The sequence below is a fragment of the Cognaticolwellia aestuarii genome (genome assembly GCF_002000025.1).
Taxonomy (GTDB): Bacteria; Pseudomonadota; Gammaproteobacteria; order Enterobacterales; family Alteromonadaceae; genus Cognaticolwellia; species Cognaticolwellia aestuarii.
In genome coordinates this window covers 95,696-110,984 of sequence record NZ_MUZV01000006.1, presented here as the reverse complement: position 1 = coordinate 110,984, position 15,289 = coordinate 95,696, and the positions used below count along the sequence as shown (strand labels likewise).

The 15,289-nt window shown below is 37.4% G+C and carries 13 protein-coding genes; 8 read left to right on the top strand and 5 right to left on the bottom strand.

The window, feature by feature from the left end:
- Positions 1-17: 17 nt before the first annotated feature.
- Positions 18-302, top strand: coding sequence for a YeaC family protein (locus tag B0169_RS10660; protein WP_077285961.1), 285 nt, complete (start codon positions 18-20; stop codon positions 300-302).
- Complete coding sequence (locus B0169_RS10655; RefSeq protein ID WP_077285960.1) at positions 299-3,142, top strand: DUF349 domain-containing protein; 2,844 nt, start codon at positions 299-301, stop codon at positions 3,140-3,142. The genes B0169_RS10660 and B0169_RS10655 overlap by 4 nt, the downstream gene beginning before the upstream one ends.
- A gap of 102 nt (positions 3,143-3,244) precedes the next feature.
- Here B0169_RS10655 and ansA read toward each other — a convergent pair whose 3' ends face one another.
- Together ansA and sppA are read right to left on the bottom strand one after the other, a co-directional pair.
- Complete coding sequence (ansA, locus tag B0169_RS10650; RefSeq protein ID WP_077285959.1) at positions 3,245-4,249, bottom strand: asparaginase; 1,005 nt, start codon at positions 4,247-4,249, stop codon at positions 3,245-3,247.
- 163 nt (positions 4,250-4,412) lie between these two features.
- The gene (sppA, locus tag B0169_RS10645; RefSeq protein ID WP_077285958.1) at positions 4,413-6,275 is read right to left on the bottom strand and encodes a signal peptide peptidase SppA; all 1,863 of its coding nucleotides are present in this window, start codon (positions 6,273-6,275) and stop codon (positions 4,413-4,415) included.
- A gap of 354 nt (positions 6,276-6,629) precedes the next feature.
- Between sppA and B0169_RS10640 the strand changes: the two genes are divergently transcribed.
- Positions 6,630-7,178, top strand: a complete 549-nt coding sequence (locus tag B0169_RS10640) for a nitroreductase family protein (RefSeq protein WP_077285957.1) — start codon at positions 6,630-6,632, stop codon at positions 7,176-7,178.
- Positions 7,179-7,292: 114 nt separating this feature from the next.
- Here the strand turns inward: B0169_RS10640 and asnS are convergent, their stop codons facing one another.
- A complete protein-coding gene (asnS, locus tag B0169_RS10635) occupies positions 7,293-8,693 on the bottom strand; it encodes an asparagine--tRNA ligase (RefSeq protein WP_077285956.1) in 1,401 nt (466 codons plus the stop codon).
- A 147-nt stretch (positions 8,694-8,840) separates the two neighbouring features.
- Here asnS and B0169_RS10630 point away from each other — a divergent pair, with 147 nt between their 5' ends.
- Complete coding sequence (locus B0169_RS10630) at positions 8,841-9,218, top strand: hypothetical protein (RefSeq protein WP_235838544.1); 378 nt, start codon at positions 8,841-8,843, stop codon at positions 9,216-9,218.
- On the opposite strand, the gene bioA is transcribed toward B0169_RS10630, so the two are convergent.
- On the bottom strand, positions 9,215-10,537 hold the full coding sequence (gene bioA / locus B0169_RS10625) for an adenosylmethionine--8-amino-7-oxononanoate transaminase (protein ID WP_077286136.1): 1,323 nt from the start codon (positions 10,535-10,537) through the stop codon (positions 9,215-9,217). The genes B0169_RS10630 and bioA overlap by 4 nt on opposite strands.
- A 132-nt stretch (positions 10,538-10,669) precedes the next feature.
- On the opposite strand from bioA, the gene bioB reads away from it, so the two are divergent.
- From bioB to bioD, 4 genes are read left to right on the top strand one after another with little or no spacing between them, the layout of a single operon-like run.
- On the top strand, positions 10,670-11,740 hold the full coding sequence (gene bioB, locus B0169_RS10620; RefSeq protein ID WP_077286135.1) for a biotin synthase BioB: 1,071 nt from the start codon (positions 10,670-10,672) through the stop codon (positions 11,738-11,740).
- 5 nt (positions 11,741-11,745) lie between these two features.
- Entirely contained in the window at positions 11,746-12,906 is a 1,161-nt protein-coding gene (locus B0169_RS10615) for an aminotransferase class I/II-fold pyridoxal phosphate-dependent enzyme (protein WP_077285954.1), read from the top strand.
- Positions 12,906-13,688 carry a malonyl-ACP O-methyltransferase BioC gene (bioC, locus tag B0169_RS10610; protein ID WP_077285953.1) on the top strand — a complete coding sequence of 261 codons (783 nt, stop codon included), beginning with the start codon at positions 12,906-12,908 and terminating at the stop codon, positions 13,686-13,688. The genes B0169_RS10615 and bioC overlap by 1 nt, the downstream gene beginning before the upstream one ends.
- A gap of 55 nt (positions 13,689-13,743) precedes the next feature.
- Positions 13,744-14,421 carry a dethiobiotin synthase gene (gene bioD / locus B0169_RS10605; RefSeq protein ID WP_077285952.1) on the top strand — a complete coding sequence of 226 codons (678 nt, stop codon included), beginning with the start codon at positions 13,744-13,746 and terminating at the stop codon, positions 14,419-14,421.
- A gap of 105 nt (positions 14,422-14,526) precedes the next feature.
- Here bioD and pepE read toward each other — a convergent pair whose 3' ends face one another.
- A complete protein-coding gene (gene pepE / locus B0169_RS10600; protein WP_235838543.1) occupies positions 14,527-15,264 on the bottom strand; it encodes a dipeptidase PepE in 738 nt (245 codons plus the stop codon).
- Between the last annotated feature and the right edge of the window lie 25 nt (positions 15,265-15,289).

Sequence of the window (15,289 nt, the reverse complement as noted above, 5' to 3'; positions counted from 1 at the left end):
TATTTAAAGAGATTATCATGGATATAATTCAGTTAGTTGACACTATGTCAGAAGAAATGTACATGCGTTTAAAGTGTGCCGCTGAAACAGGTAAATGGCCAGAAGGAACACCTGTTGATAAAGAACAACAAATGACCGCTGTACAAATTACCATGGCTTACCAATCTAAACATTTAAACTCTGATCAAACATTGTCAATTGGCCCTAAAGGCGAGATGATTATTAAATCAAAAAGTGAACTACGTTCAGATTTTCCCCCTGCGTTAGATAGCAATGATATTGCTAGGTTTTCAAATCTATGATTTTTTCTAAGTTTTTAAAAAAGAAATGGCAACACAAAGATAGTAGTGTGCGTGTCGAAGCCATCAATAATAATTTATCAATTGAACAGCCAGAACAACGTGAAATTATTGCTCAACTTGCCTGCGATGATGAAAATGAAAATGTTCGACGTGCCGCGTTAATTAAACTAGCCAGTTATCAATCTTGGTTAAAGCATAGCCAAGAAAATTCAATGGCCAAGATTAAGCAGTATGCCGGTAAAAAGATTGCTGCAATCCTCACCGGACAAGATGAAATAAAGATTTCAGAGCAAGAGAAACTCGCTTACATTGCAACTTATAATCACTATAGTTTATATGAAGATTGGTTAAAAATAGCCGAAAACAGTAATTTGGTTATCGCCTTATTTGAAAAAATAGCCAATAAAAGTAAGGACGAAGTAGGCACTAAGCTAACATTAAAACCCCACTTGTTATTAAACCTGTTTAGCCAAAAGCAAAATATAGAAGTTCAGCAATATATTATCGATAAAGTAGACGATATAGAGCTATTAGAAAAATTAAAGAAAAAATCTACTTATGCTGATATAACAGAGCAACTTACAGATAAAATAAGTCGTTTACAGTTTGCTATCGAACAACCGATTGTATTACGCAAAAAAATTAATCTAGTGCTAGCTAAGCTACAAGCATTAAAAGATCAATATGATTACCAAGTCTATATAGCTAAACGTGGTCAATTGGTTGATGAGTGGCAAGCTTTAGCTCGAGAATTTGATTGCTTTTTAACAGATGAAGTTAATAGCTTTACGGCTAAAAAAGCCACGATATTAGCACAGCTTGATAAATTATTTGCTGTCAAGGCTGAGCAACATGCACAAGCAGAAATTGCCCGTGAACTTGATGAGAAAAAACAGCAAGCCCGACAACATTTCGAAAAAACACTCGCTATTATTGATCAAACGTTAACAACCAGTATTTTTGAGAATGAAGAAATTGATGAACAACAGTACCAGACGTTGTTTGACAAGTTAACCAGCGAAATAATTGCTTCAGTGCTGATCAAAGATGAGCAAAATGCTTTCATTACAAAAATTTGTCAGCAACAACAAAAATTACAGCAATTACCTGAAATAGCACAATCGGTAAGCGACGCGACCCATTTAATTTCAAAAATATCTCAGTTAGCATTACCAACAACTGTTGTAGAAATGAATGAACGTCTGGCCATTTATCAGCAGTGGCTAACAAACTGGAAAGATGCAGAGAAGAAAGCTTCAGGTAGTTTACCTGATTCGATCAAATCTTCAGCACAAGAAATTCAAAAAAAATGGCGTGAAGCATTAAAGCCATTGCAGCAACAGCAAAAACAAGAGTTTTCAGCCACACAGAAAAAATTACATGATGTTAAACGACTGATTGGTGCTGGAAAATATAATGTTGCTTTTGGTGTTTTCAAAAAGGCTAAGCAATTATTTAATGCTTTATCTGAACAACAGCAGCACCGCATCCAAAAAGATTATGACGCAATTAACGAAAAAATTGCTGAATTGGCAGATTGGGAGCATTACATTGCGACACCGCGTAAGCAAAAACTTTTAGCTGAAATAAAAGCGATTGTTGACACGCCACTTGATAATCCTAATGAACAAGCTGAAAAAGTGAAGCAATACCGTAAAACTTGGAATAGTTTAGGCCACGCCGATGATGATGCCGAACAAAGTTTAAATACTGAGTTTAATCAATTATGTGAAACTGCCTTTGCTCCTTGTCGGTTATACTTTGCAGAGCAAGAAAAACTTCGCGCACAGCACCTTGTCATGCGTCAATCATATGTCGAACAGGCAAAATTACTTGCAGAAAAAATAACACAGACAACTGAAACTGATATTGATTATAAAAATGTCGAAGTAGAATTAAATCAATTAATTAAACAGTGGCAAAGTGCAGGTCAAGTTGATCGTGCAGTTTATCAAGATGTAAATAGCCAGTTTACTTTAGCACTACAACCGGTAAAGTCTGCGATTAAAAGTTTTCATCAACAAAATAAGTTCGAAAAACAAAACTTAATTAAGTCTGCTGAAAAGTTACTTACTGAAGAAGATGTTTTTGCTGCAGTAGCGCAAGTCAAAGATCTACAAACCCAATGGCGTAATATAGGTTATGCTGGGCCTAAAGTAGAAAATAAACTTTGGCAGAACTTTCGAAAAATCAATGATGATATTTTCGCAAAGCGTGAGCAACAAAGTGCATTGGATAAATCAACAACCAACGCTAAAATGACAGAGTTTGTTAATAGTTTAGCTACACTCGATGCAACATTTGTTGAATTAACGCAATTATCAACGCTGCAACAATATCTACAATCGCTACAAAGTCTATCGCAAGAAGTTGCTCAACAAAAAAACAAAATGCTAACGCTTGAAAAGAAAATTAATGCCAAAATAAAAATGGTAGAGCAGAAAATTGTTGAGGTTAAACTTGCCGATGAAAAACGCCTGTGGGGTTATTTATTTTCTACGCTTGAACATGCGATGGAAAATTCTCAAAGCTTTGCTGAGCAGCCTGACTATCCTCAGTTAAGTATTTTTTGGCAGAAAAAGTTAACAGAACTTGCAAGCTATACTGATGTGGTTGATCGAGCTGAAGCAACTTTAGCACTTGAAATTTTAGCTGGTATTCCTTCGCCAAGTGAATTGCAACAGCATAGAATGACAGTACAAGTAAATTTAATGCAAGCACAAATGTCTTCAGGTATACCAATTGATTTACCGCTTAAGTTCACTGAGTGGTTAATGTTAGGTCAATTTACCAAACAAGATATTGAATTTTTGGCACGTATTAAGCCTATATTTCAATAGTGTAGTTACTTATTGAAGATAAAAAAGTCAGCTTTAATCGCTGACTTTTTTAATTTTTTGATGTTTTATGCTGGCTTTATTACTTAATTATTATTATAGGCGTTAGCTTAGTTCGCCTCGTAAACTGACTTCAAGCAGTTGACAAATTTTTGCTTGGCTGTAATTTTTACTTAGCAAGTAATGTAATTTCGTTAATGTTGCTTCTAAAGTCATATCATGACCACTGATCACACCGATTTTACTTAATGCATTGCCAGTGGCATAACCTTTCATATTAACCGTACCTTTAATACATTGACTACAGTTAACTATCACAATACCGCTATTATTTGCTTGTTCTAGGCAATCTAATAATGCTTGATTTTGTGGCGCGTTGCCAACACCATAGCTTCTTATAATTAATGCTTTAACTGGCTGTTTAATTATATTTTTTATTAATTCTACCGAAATTCCAGGGTATAAATGTACTACACCGATAGGTTGTGGGGTAATTTGTGCTAACGCTAAAGGCAAAGCAACAGGCTCCGATACTTTACCTTGGATCAGTTTTATATTTATACCTGCCTCAAGTAAGGGCGGCAAATTGGGTGAGTCAAAGGCATCAAAACCATCCGCATAAGCTTTAATACTGCGGTTGCCACGAAAAAGCTTATTACTAAAATACAATCCTACTTCGTTGATCGGGTAATTAGCCGCTATATAAAGCGAATTAAGTAGGTTTTCTTGGCCATCAGAACGCAGTTGACTTAATGGGATCTGTGAACCGGTAACAATCACAGGTTTACTTAAGTTTTCTAACATAAAGGATAATGCTGAGCTGGTATATGCCATAGTATCAGTGCCATGTAGCACAACAAAGCCATCGTAATCATCATAATGTTGCTTGATATCGTCGGCGATACGTTGCCAATCAGCCGGAGACATATTAGATGAATCAATTAACGGCTGATATTCATTGATCGTAAATTCAGGCATTTCTTGACGATGAAAATCTGGCATTTTCATTATCGCGTCGGTTAAATGTTGCTTCTGTGGAATGTAACCATTCTCGCTTGGTTTCATACCTATGGTGCCACCGGTGTAAGCGATATAAATGCGTTTTCTCATCGTAAAAAATCTTTATAAAAAGTGGCACTGTAAATTCATGCCAGTGTTGCTGAAATTATTCGAGACTATAACATAAAGCTAGTGAATACCGGTTACAAAAACGGATGTTATCTAATAAAAAAGCCTCGATAAATCGAGGCTTTTTGAACAAAATTATTGTTTATTACTCAATTTCACAGGCCAAACAAAATGAATAGACGCCTTGTGGATCATTAAGTTGCGATAATTGCTTTAATTCAACTGACAGTTTACTGATAATTTCAGTTAAGGTATTCTTATTAAAAGGCTCAACAGACGATTGACCTAACAATACTGACGCTTGGCCAAATAAACTTTGTAAAAACAACGCACGTGGAGTTTTTTGTTTTTCTACTAACAAAGTCTCGTAATCACTTAGGTTAGCGAGTTCGGCGGCAGCTTCAATAGCACTGTCTATATTTCCTAAGGCATCAACTAATCCCAGTTCTAACGCTTTAGAGCCTGACCATACTCGACCTTGAGCGATCGCATCAACTTGTGAAGTGGTCATATTACGATTTTTAGCTACCAGCGCAATAAAATCACGATAGCCACGCTCAATATTGAGTTGGATAATGTTTGCCATACCTGGTGTTAATTCTCTTGTGACACCAAAACCTGCAATATCAGTGGTACCGACACCGTCGGTATAAATCCCTAACTTGCTCAGGGTGTTTTCAAAAGTCATAAAGAAACCAAAAATGCCAATAGAGCCGGTAATAGTGGTAGGGGAGGCTATTATTTTATCTGCTGAAGCTGATATCCAATAACCACCTGATGCTGCATAAGTTCCCATAGAAGCAATCACCGGTTTGCCAGCCGCTTTTAGTAGCTCAACTTCTTGGCGAATAACTTCTGAGGCATACGCGCTACCACCTGGGCTATCGACGCGTAAAACAACGGCTTTTACCTGTTTGTTTTCACGTGCTTTTCGTAATAAAGCCGCAGTACTATCTCCACCAATGGTGCCAGGTTTTTGGTTGCCGTCTAAAATTGTGCCTTTAGCAACAATGATCGCAACTTGATCGCTGCTGACGTTTTCTAGCTCAATATTGGGTGTTATCGCTCTTGAGTAATCATTAAAAGTAATATGTTTATAACTAGACTCACCATCACTGCCCACCATTTTGATTAAATCTTGTGTGACTTGCTCGCGTGTTTTTAGGGCATCAACCCATTGATTTGCTAAGGCATATTCAGCAACATTGCCATTGGCCGCTTTTAGTTTTGTCACTAAAACATCAACATCTTCATCAAAATTACTGATCGGAAAGTTTCGTTGCTCGGCAACATCTGTTTTGTATTGTTGCCAAAGATCATTTAACCATAATTGGTTAGCTTCTTTAGCAGCATCAGACATATCGTCACGAATATAAGGCTCTATAGCTGACTTATACGTACCGACACGAAAAACATGTTGGCTAATTGCCAGCTTTTCCATAGCCGATTTAAAGTAGAGTTGATAGCGTCCATAGCCGTCTAATATCATCCAACCTTGCGGGTTAAGCCAAATTTCATCAGCAAAGCTTGCAAGATAATAGTGATTTTGTGTGTAGTGTTCACCAAGAGCAATAACTTTTTTACCACTGCGCTTAAATTGTTGTAATGCCTTGGCGATATCACTTAATTTGGTAATGCCTGAGCCTTGCATATTTTTTAAATCTAGCACTATCATACTAATGCGATCATCAGTTTCGGCGCTTTTAATCACTGCCAATATATCGGCAAGTAACACTTCAGGTGCAGAATCCGGCTGTTCTAATGCTTCACTAATAAAAGCATCCATTGGATCTATGTTATGTTTTTGTTCAACAATATCGCCACGGATATTTAAGATAAGTGCTGAGCCCGGTTTTACATTAATATTCTCTTCACCGGTGGTTAAGGTAATAAATAAAATAAGTAATAGTGTAAAAAAAACTAAATTAATAATGATTTTTCGAGAGGTATTGAGCAAACTAAATAACCCAAAGGTTATTCTTGCCAAAGTACTTTTATTTTCTTTCATATGACCCGTCTATAGGTTATTTGCAGTAGATTGCCATATGCTACTGAAAATTCGTTGGTTTAAGTAGTCGAAAATGTAAATATTTTTGTCAATTGCTTAAATGAAATCAATGAGTACAAATCTCGTTCTACTCTTTATAGCTTTTCATGAGGGGGAAGTTGATAAAATCAATTTGAAAAAAAGCTAATTAGTTGGATGATTTTAATAACAAATAAATGTTAATGTATATTTATACGTTAACAATGAGATAGCGTTTAGTTTTATCATTATAATGCTTTGAATTTATTAACGCTGACATACAGTAAATATCAGCTAACAAGCCCTAAAGGATTAATTTAAGGAATTTACAGTTTTATGAATGTTTTGGAGTTTTTACATACTCGTCAGTCTAATCCAAACTTGCAAGGTAATGCACCAGGTGAAGATGTGATTAACAATATCCTCAAAGCCGGAATGCGTGTTCCTGATCATGCTGGTTTAACTCCATGGCGCTTCACGGTAGTAAAAGATGAAGGCCTAACCAAGTTAAGTAAGGCATTTAAGTCAGCTATTATTAGTGACAATGGTGATGAAGCTAAGATAGATAAGGCAAGCAAAATGCCATTTCGCTCACCTTTAATTATTGTAGTTAGCACTAAATTTCATCAGCACGTTAAAGTGCCTAAGCAAGAGCAACTTATTGCCGCCGGTTGTGCAGCACATGCCATACAAATGGCGGCTACATGTTTAGGCTACGGCGCAATGTGGCGTACAGGAGAAATGAGCTATCACCCTTTGGTTAAAGAGCGTTTAGGTATTGAGCTACATGAGGAAATCGTTGGTTTTGTTTATATTGGCGATAAAGCCAAAGAGCTGCCTTTGAAAAATAGCCGAGATCTTGAGGATTACGTGCATTATTTTTAGAGATAAGTTAACACGCCGACTATGTTATGCTTGTTTGTTGACATAATACACGCCATTAAAAAAACCCTCAATTGAGGGTTTTTTTAATGCTAAAGCTTACCGTTCCGTTTTTTTCTAGAAAGCCGCGTTGTTTGGCGTTCTCGGGAATGGGATCACGTCACGCACGTTTTGCATACCCGTAGCATAAGCTACTAAACGTTCGAAACCTAAACCAAAACCTGAATGAGGCACAGTGCCATAACGACGTAAATCACGGTACCAGCTATAGTCAGCCGGATCTAAGTTCATTTCAGCTAAACGTTCATCTAAAACATCTAAGCGTTCTTCACGTTGACTACCACCAATAATTTCGCCAATGCCTGGTGCTAGAATATCCATTGCAGCAACGGTTTTTCCGTCATCATTGAGTCGCATGTAGAAAGATTTAATATCTTTCGGGTAGTTTTGTAAAACTACCGGGCCATTGAAATGCTCTTCAGCTAAATAACGCTCATGCTCAGAGTTCAAATCAACCCCCCAAGACACTTTGTTTTCAAACTTTTTATCACATTTTTCTAAGATTGTAATCGCATCAGTATAATCTAAACGCACAAAGTCGTTGTTGATCACTGAGTTTAAACGATCGACAACTGTTTTATCGACGCGTTGTTCAAAGAATGCCATGTCATCAGCACGCTCATCAAGAACAGCTTGAAAAACATACTTGAGCATTTCTTCTGCTAAATCGGCTGCATCGGCAAGATCAGCAAAAGCGATTTCTGGCTCAATCATCCAAAACTCAGCTAAATGACGTGTAGTATTTGAATTTTCAGCTCGAAATGTTGGACCAAAAGTATAAACTTTAGAAAGGGCACAACAATAGGTTTCAACATTCAACTGGCCTGAAACCGTTAAAAATGTTTCTTTACCAAAAAAGTCTTGGTCGTAATCAACTTTACCTTGATCGTTCAATGGCAAGTTTTCCATATCTAGCGTACTGACGCGAAACATTTCACCAGCACCTTCACAGTCACTACCGGTAATTAATGGTGTGCTGATCCAGAAGTAACCTTTACTATGCAAGAAGCGATGAACTGCTTGTGCTAATGTATTACGAACTCGGGTTACTGCGCCGCCAATATTAGTGCGCGGACGTAGGTGCGCTTGTTCACGCAAAAATTCGATACTATGGCGCTTTGCAGCCATTGGATAAGTATCAGGGTCTTCAACTAAGCCTAATACTTCAACTTGCTCTGCCTGTAGTTCAAAAGATTGACCTTTACCCGGAGATTCTACCAAAATACCGGTAACTTTTACCGCTGCGCCTGTTGTAAGTTTTAATACATCAGTCTGATAATTATCCAAATTACTCGGAGCAATTGCCTGAATAGCGTCAAAACATGAACCGTCATGTATCGCTAAAAATGAAATACCTGCTTTGGAATCGCGACGTGTGCGGATCCAACCATGGATAGTAATTGATTCATTAACAGGGTATTTACCTGCCAAGATATCAGTAATTGCAATGACTGACATTTACAAACCTCTTTTCTGTCAAAAATATACTCAAATTTTAAGGATTGATATGTTACCTTGCTTATAAGGTTTAACAAGTAAAAGTTGCTAAATCGGGTCTATATAAAAAGAAAAATTAAAAATTAGTCTCAAATGGCGGTAACTAAGATGAAAATATTAAAAAAAGAGCGAAGGAGCGCGGTAGATATATGGACCTATATTGTCAGAGTCTTAACCATTATTGGTTGGGGATTATTCGTTTTTGCCTTAATTGTTTCATATTACGCAGCACCTGAATCTGATTATGGTTTATTACGCTATCATAATATTGAAATTAGAAAGTTTTGGTTAACGCCTTTAACGGGCTATCTATATATAGTGCTATGGCTAAGTGCCTTATGTAGCTATTTTTGCTTAATACTCGACAAGTACCGAAGTCGCCGTGAAAGCGATGGTAAACATTTCAATATTTTATTGTTATTGGTTATCACCATCGCTTGGATAAGTTTTATTTTAGTGCAAATATCGACGACAAGTACCGGTTAAGCACTACTTGTTGCTTGCTGCTGCAGAAAACATTTATCTTCGTTTAAAACTGTACTAATGGCATTAACCAGCAAAGTTATCTGCTCTGCGCTAATAACAAAAGGGGGCATAACGTAAATCAGCTTTCCGAAAGGGCGTATCCATGCGCCCAATTCGACAAAACGTTTTTGTATTTCTGCCATGTTGACATTTTCTGTTGCTTCAACAACACCGATAGCGCCTAATACTCTAACATCATGCACTCTGTGATGTGTTTGCAAAGGCAGTAGTTGTTGCTTAAATGCAGCTGAGATATTTGCCACTTGTTGCTGCCATTCATTACGCTTTAAAATACCTAAACTAGCATTGGCAACAGCACAAGCTAAAGGATTACCCATAAAAGTTGGGCCATGCATAAAGCAACCGGCTTCACCATTACTGATGTTATTAGCAATTTCGTCTGTACATAAGGTTGCCGCTAAGGTCATATAACCACCGGTTAAGGTTTTGCCTAAACAGATAATGTCGGGGCTAATCTCGGCCCATTCACACGCAAATAACTTACCTGTGCGACCTAAGCCTGTGGCAATTTCATCGGCGATCATTAACACATTATATTGATCGCATAATGCACGACAGGCTTTTAAATAATTTGGGTGATACATACGCATACCACCTGCACCTTGTACGATAGGTTCAATAATAAAAGCGGCTATTTCGTGATGATGTCGCGCAAACATCGCGGCTAATTCATCTGTGTCATTAGCTTGCCAGACTTGATCGAAGCTTATATTAGGTGCTGGAGCAAATAAATTCTTCATAAGTACTGGCTCAAACAGCTGATGCATACCATTAACAGGATCGCATACTGACATGGCAGCAAAAGTATCACCATGATAGCCATTTTTTACCGTTAAAATTTTGTGCTTTTCGGCCTTATTTTTACTATGCCAGTATTGAATAGCCATTTTTAAGGCTACTTCTACTGATACAGAGCCACTGTCACTGAGAAATACTTTATTTAATCCTGAGGGTGTCATACTGATCAAGTTTTTTGCTAGCTCAACAGCAGGTTCGTGAGTTAACCCACCAAACATAACATGGGAAAACTTTTCACTTTGTTTCACCAGTGCTTGGTTTAATTCAGGATGATTATAGCCATGTAACACTGACCACCATGATGACATGCCATCAACGACTTGTTCACCAGTTGCTAAAGAAATATGCACGCCTTGGGCTGACTCTACGAGGTAAGAAGGCAGAGGCTTGGACATAGAAGTATAAGGATGCCAGACATGGTTTTTATCGAATTCGAGTGTTTCTGTATGTATTTTGTTCATATGTAAAGCTTGGCTGAGTAAATGAGTTGACATATAGATGTTGACGCATAGACTACCCGTTAATATTACGAGATGCAATTTCAATACGAGTGAATAACTATGACACAGCAAACATCAGCGGTAAGTGAATCTATGTCTGATACCAACAGCAACAATAGCCATCAAACGAGCAGTGAAATTCGCCATAACTGGCAAGCACATGAAGTGAAAGCTTTGTTTGACATGCCATTCAATGACTTGATGTTTAAAGCACAAGTTATTCATCGTGAAAACTTTAATCCTAATGAAATACAAGTCAGTACCTTGTTATCGATTAAAACAGGTGCTTGTCCAGAAGATTGTAAATATTGCTCACAAAGTTCACGATACAAAACTGATATTGACAAAGAACGCCTTATGGAAGTAGAAAAAGTACTTGAGGCGGCAAAGGTTGCTAAAGCGCAGGGCTCAACGCGCTTTTGTATGGGGGCAGGTTGGCGTAATCCAAAAGCAAGAGATATGCCTTTAGTTGTTGAGATGGTCAAGGGCGTTAAAGCCTTAGGTCTTGAAACGTGCATGACGTTGGGTATGTTGTCTGCTGATCAAGCTGATGAATTGCAAGGTGCAGGTTTAGATTATTACAACCATAATTTGGATACTTCACCAGAGCATTATAATCAAATTATCACCACACGTACCTACCAAGACCGACTAGATACCTTAACAAATGTCAGAAGTTCAGGCATGAAAGTATGTAGTGGTGGTATTGTTGGCTTAGGGGAAGAAAGCAAAGACCGCGCGTCGTTACTTGCACAATTAGCAAACCTTTCACCTCAGCCAGAAAGTGTTCCTATTAACATGTTAGTAAAAATTGAAGGTACGCCGTTATCTGATGTTGCCGACTTAGATCATTTTGAATTTATTCGTTGTATTGCCGTAGCACGCATCATGATGCCTAAAAGTCACGTGCGTTTGTCAGCAGGTCGTGATGCCATGAATGAACAAATGCAAGCCATGTGCTTTTTAGCTGGCGCAAACTCAATATTTTATGGTTGTAAGTTATTGACCACAGGTAACCCTGAAGCAAATAAAGATATGATGTTATTTGATCGCTTAGGCATTAATACTGAAACGATAGCCAGCTCAGAAATTGATGAAGAAAAACTCAAAACAGCTGTTGTCGACCAACAAAATAGTGACTTATTTTATAACGCTGTTAATTAAGTCTGATGGCATTTAATTATTTAACTGATGATGTTGAACAACAGAAACAACGCGCGCGTTATCGTGCGCGTCAGTGTGTTATTGAGCAAAGTGGCCGTTATGTTAAGATTAACGATAAAAACTATGTAAACTTTTCATCTAATGATTATCTTGGCTTAAACCATCATCCTGAAATAAATCAAGCCTTAGCTATTGGTGCTGACAAATTTGGCACTTGTGCTAGCGGCTCGAGTTTAATAACTGGCTATTCTTATGCTCATCAGGCATTAGAACACGATATTTGTGATTGGTTAAATAAGCCCAAGTGTTTACTATTTGCTAGCGGCTTTTCTGCCAATACTGCTTTAATGCAGGCATTAGGGCATAAAAGTAGCCATCTTTATTTAGACAAATTAAGTCATGCATCGTTGATTGATGGGGCACTATCAAGTGAGGCAAAAGTAAAACGATTTTTGCATAATGACATCGAGCAACTACAACGCCTCATATCGAAAAACCAGCAAGCTGAACCTCATGATGATGAATTGAATCAGGTTATTGTTTCTGAGGGCGTTTTTAGTATGGATGGCGATCAGGCTGACGTAGCTAATTTGGCAAAAATAGCGAAACAACATCAAGCCTTGCTATATTTAGATGATGCACACAGTATTGGCGTTATTGGCAAAAAAGGGCAAGGGAGTTCCAGCCTAGCTGATATTGATGTTGTGATGGCAACATTGGGTAAGAGTATTGCAACCAGCGGGGCATTTGTTGCTTGTGATAAGAACTTAGCTGATTATTTAATAAATTTTTCTCGTCATTATATTTATTCAACAGCAATATCTCCAGCTTTAGCCTGGGCGACAAAAAAGAGTATTGAAATTATTCAAGCTGAGCATTGGCGTCGTGAAAAAATTAATGAACTGAGCAAGTTACTGACAGAAAAGCTTAGCCAAAAAATACAATTAATTGAGAATTCATCATCCATTCATGCCATTGTCATTGGCGATGAAACTAGCACCTTAGATGTTTGTCAGCAATTACGAAATAAGGGCATTTGGCTAACGGCTATTCGCCCTCCGACGGTTCCATTTAATAGCTCGCGGTTACGTGTTACCATAACTGCAAGCCATGAAGTTAACGATATCAACTACTTAGCTAGTTGTGTCAATGAGGTTATACAATAATGCCCAAAATGACAAGTCGCTACAAAATAGCGAAATCTTTTGGTTCTGCCAGTGCTTCTTATGACGTTTCAGCTCGTTTACAACGTTATACCGGCAAACATTTAATGCCATGGCTACCTAATCGTAATGATTTAACCGTGTTAGATTTAGGATCAGGCACTGGTTTTTTTACTGATCTTTTAGCGAGTAGTTATCAGCAAGTTATGGGGGTAGATATATCAAAAGATATGTTGAAATTTGCCAAAGAAAATCGCAATCAAGCAATTTCGTGGCTAGAGGCAGATGCCTATAAGTTACCAATTCAAGATAATAGTATAGATTTTATTTACTCTAACTTGATGATCCAGTGGTGTGAGCCATTAGATTCAGTAATCAATGAAGTGATGCGAGTTTTAAAACCAGGTGGACTATTTATCTTTAGTACTTTAGTTAACGGTACTTTATATGAATTGAAATCTGCGTGGGCACAAGTTGATGATGATCAACACGTGATTGATTTCAAATCAGAACGTGAAATTAGAGCGTTGTTAAATGGGTCAGATCGAAAATTATTAGAAGCCAAACAACAAGATATTATTTTAGAATATGAAAATGTATTACACCTTGCCCATGAATTAAAAAGTCTTGGTGCCAATCATGTTCCTAAAAAACAAGGTCGAGGATTAGCAGGTAAAGAAAAATGGCAGAAAATGATGAGACGTTATCAAGATTTTCTAGAGCCTAATGATATTTATCCCGCTACTTATAAAGTATTTTCCGGCTTGGTGGTTAAGTTAAACTAATTAACGGCATCATTTTATTTCATTATTGCTAATTAAATCTTACGAGTAATTCAACATGTTGAAAATATTCATTACAGCCACTGATACCGATGCGGGTAAAACCTATGTTGCTCAAGCGCTGGTAAATGCTTTTGTGGCAAATCATAAAAAAGTTGCCGTTTATAAGCCAATATCTGCAGGGTGTCAGTATGTTAATAATGAACTTGTTAATGAAGATGCTTTGTTATTGCTTCAACAAGCTAATTGCCAACAAACAATAAGACAAATTAACCCTATCGCTTTTGAACCGGCTATTGCACCTCATATTGCTGCAGCCCAATTACAGCAAACGATAAATTTAGCAGAGATTAATCAGGGCTATGACAATATTATGGCGACTGATCCTGATATCATCATTTGTGAAGGTGCAGGGGGCTGGCGTTTACCTTTAGGACAAGGAAAATACCTTTCTGACTTTGTCCAGGTCACAGAACAAAATGTGATCCTTATCGTTAATATGAAACTCGGTTGTTTAAATCATGCAATATTGACTTATCAAGCAATTGTTTCTGATGGGCTTAACTGTTTGGGCTGGATAGCTAATTGTCCAGAAAGTATGCCGTATTTATCAGAGAATATAGCTGAATTAACCGAACTCTTGCCGGTGCCAAAACTTGCAGAGCTTGCTTTTGAACAAGATATTCATCAAGCCGCAAAGAAAATTGATACTTCCCTAATAACAGAGCAACTTTAATTTATTTTCTGTTACACAAGTGAACCTTACCAATAGTTATAAATAGTTTTAACGCTTGTAATATATCGTTATTACAAGCGTTAATATGTTAAACAAAAATCAATTTTACTTAAGCAAACTGTCTAAGTTAGTGTCAGTGCTAATGACTGATTTATTGTTGCCTTTAAACAAAAAGCCATCAGCATTTTTGTCAGTATCAGATAAACCAGACACTAATGCCATGGTGTTGTCTTTAATATCTAATCCCGTGCCTTCAACAATGGCGACAATCGGTGTCGTTTCATTGAGCACCATAAATTCTGCTAAGCGTTGTTCGCGTGTCTCACCATTATGGCCTGGTGGATTATGATCAGTATAATGAGGATTGAGTTGGAAACTAACCAATTGCAAAGCATCAAAACTTTTAGGTTCAATTATTGGCATATCATTGGTTGTACGTATTGAAAGACCCGCGACATTTGAACCAGCACTCCAACCTATATAAGGTACACCTTGAGCCACTTTATCTTGAATAGCGCTGATAAGATTGTTTTGATACAACTGATGTAATAAATGAAAGGTATTACCACCACCGACGGCTATCGCGTTGGCCGTATTAATGGCGTCAATAGGATCATCAAATTGATGAATACCTTTGACGGTAATGCCGCTATCAATGAGTGCGCTTTGCACCATAGCCGTATAGTCATCATAATTTACAGTTACGCCGGCATAAGGAATAAACAATAACTCGGTAACACCATCTAATTTTGCCTTTATCAGTGGTAAAGCATGTTGTAAATATTTTGTATCACCAACACGAGAGCTACTTAGCAGCAATAAGTTTGCCTTTTCAATGGACAATTTTTTAGCCTTTTATGTATGTTAA

Excerpts from the sequence above, each read along its gene's own strand:
- bioD (WP_077285952.1), top strand. The coding sequence starts at position 13,744 with ATGTTGAAAATATTCATTACAGCCACTGATACCGATGCGGGTAAAACC.
- sppA (WP_077285958.1), bottom strand. The coding sequence starts at position 6,275 with ATGAAAGAAAATAAAAGTACTTTGGCAAGAATAACCTTTGGGTTATTT.
- B0169_RS10640 (WP_077285957.1), top strand. The coding sequence starts at position 6,630 with ATGAATGTTTTGGAGTTTTTACATACTCGTCAGTCTAATCCAAACTTG.
- ansA (WP_077285959.1), bottom strand. The coding sequence starts at position 4,249 with ATGAGAAAACGCATTTATATCGCTTACACCGGTGGCACCATAGGTATG.
- asnS (WP_077285956.1), bottom strand. The coding sequence starts at position 8,693 with ATGTCAGTCATTGCAATTACTGATATCTTGGCAGGTAAATACCCTGTT.
- bioC (WP_077285953.1), top strand. The coding sequence starts at position 12,906 with ATGCCCAAAATGACAAGTCGCTACAAAATAGCGAAATCTTTTGGTTCT.
- B0169_RS10630 (WP_235838544.1), top strand. The coding sequence starts at position 8,841 with ATGAAAATATTAAAAAAAGAGCGAAGGAGCGCGGTAGATATATGGACC.
- bioB (WP_077286135.1), top strand. The coding sequence starts at position 10,670 with ATGTCTGATACCAACAGCAACAATAGCCATCAAACGAGCAGTGAAATT.
- B0169_RS10655 (WP_077285960.1), top strand. The coding sequence starts at position 299 with ATGATTTTTTCTAAGTTTTTAAAAAAGAAATGGCAACACAAAGATAGT.
- B0169_RS10660 (WP_077285961.1), top strand. The coding sequence starts at position 18 with ATGGATATAATTCAGTTAGTTGACACTATGTCAGAAGAAATGTACATG.
- bioA (WP_077286136.1), bottom strand. The coding sequence starts at position 10,537 with ATGAACAAAATACATACAGAAACACTCGAATTCGATAAAAACCATGTC.
- B0169_RS10615 (WP_077285954.1), top strand. The coding sequence starts at position 11,746 with ATGGCATTTAATTATTTAACTGATGATGTTGAACAACAGAAACAACGC.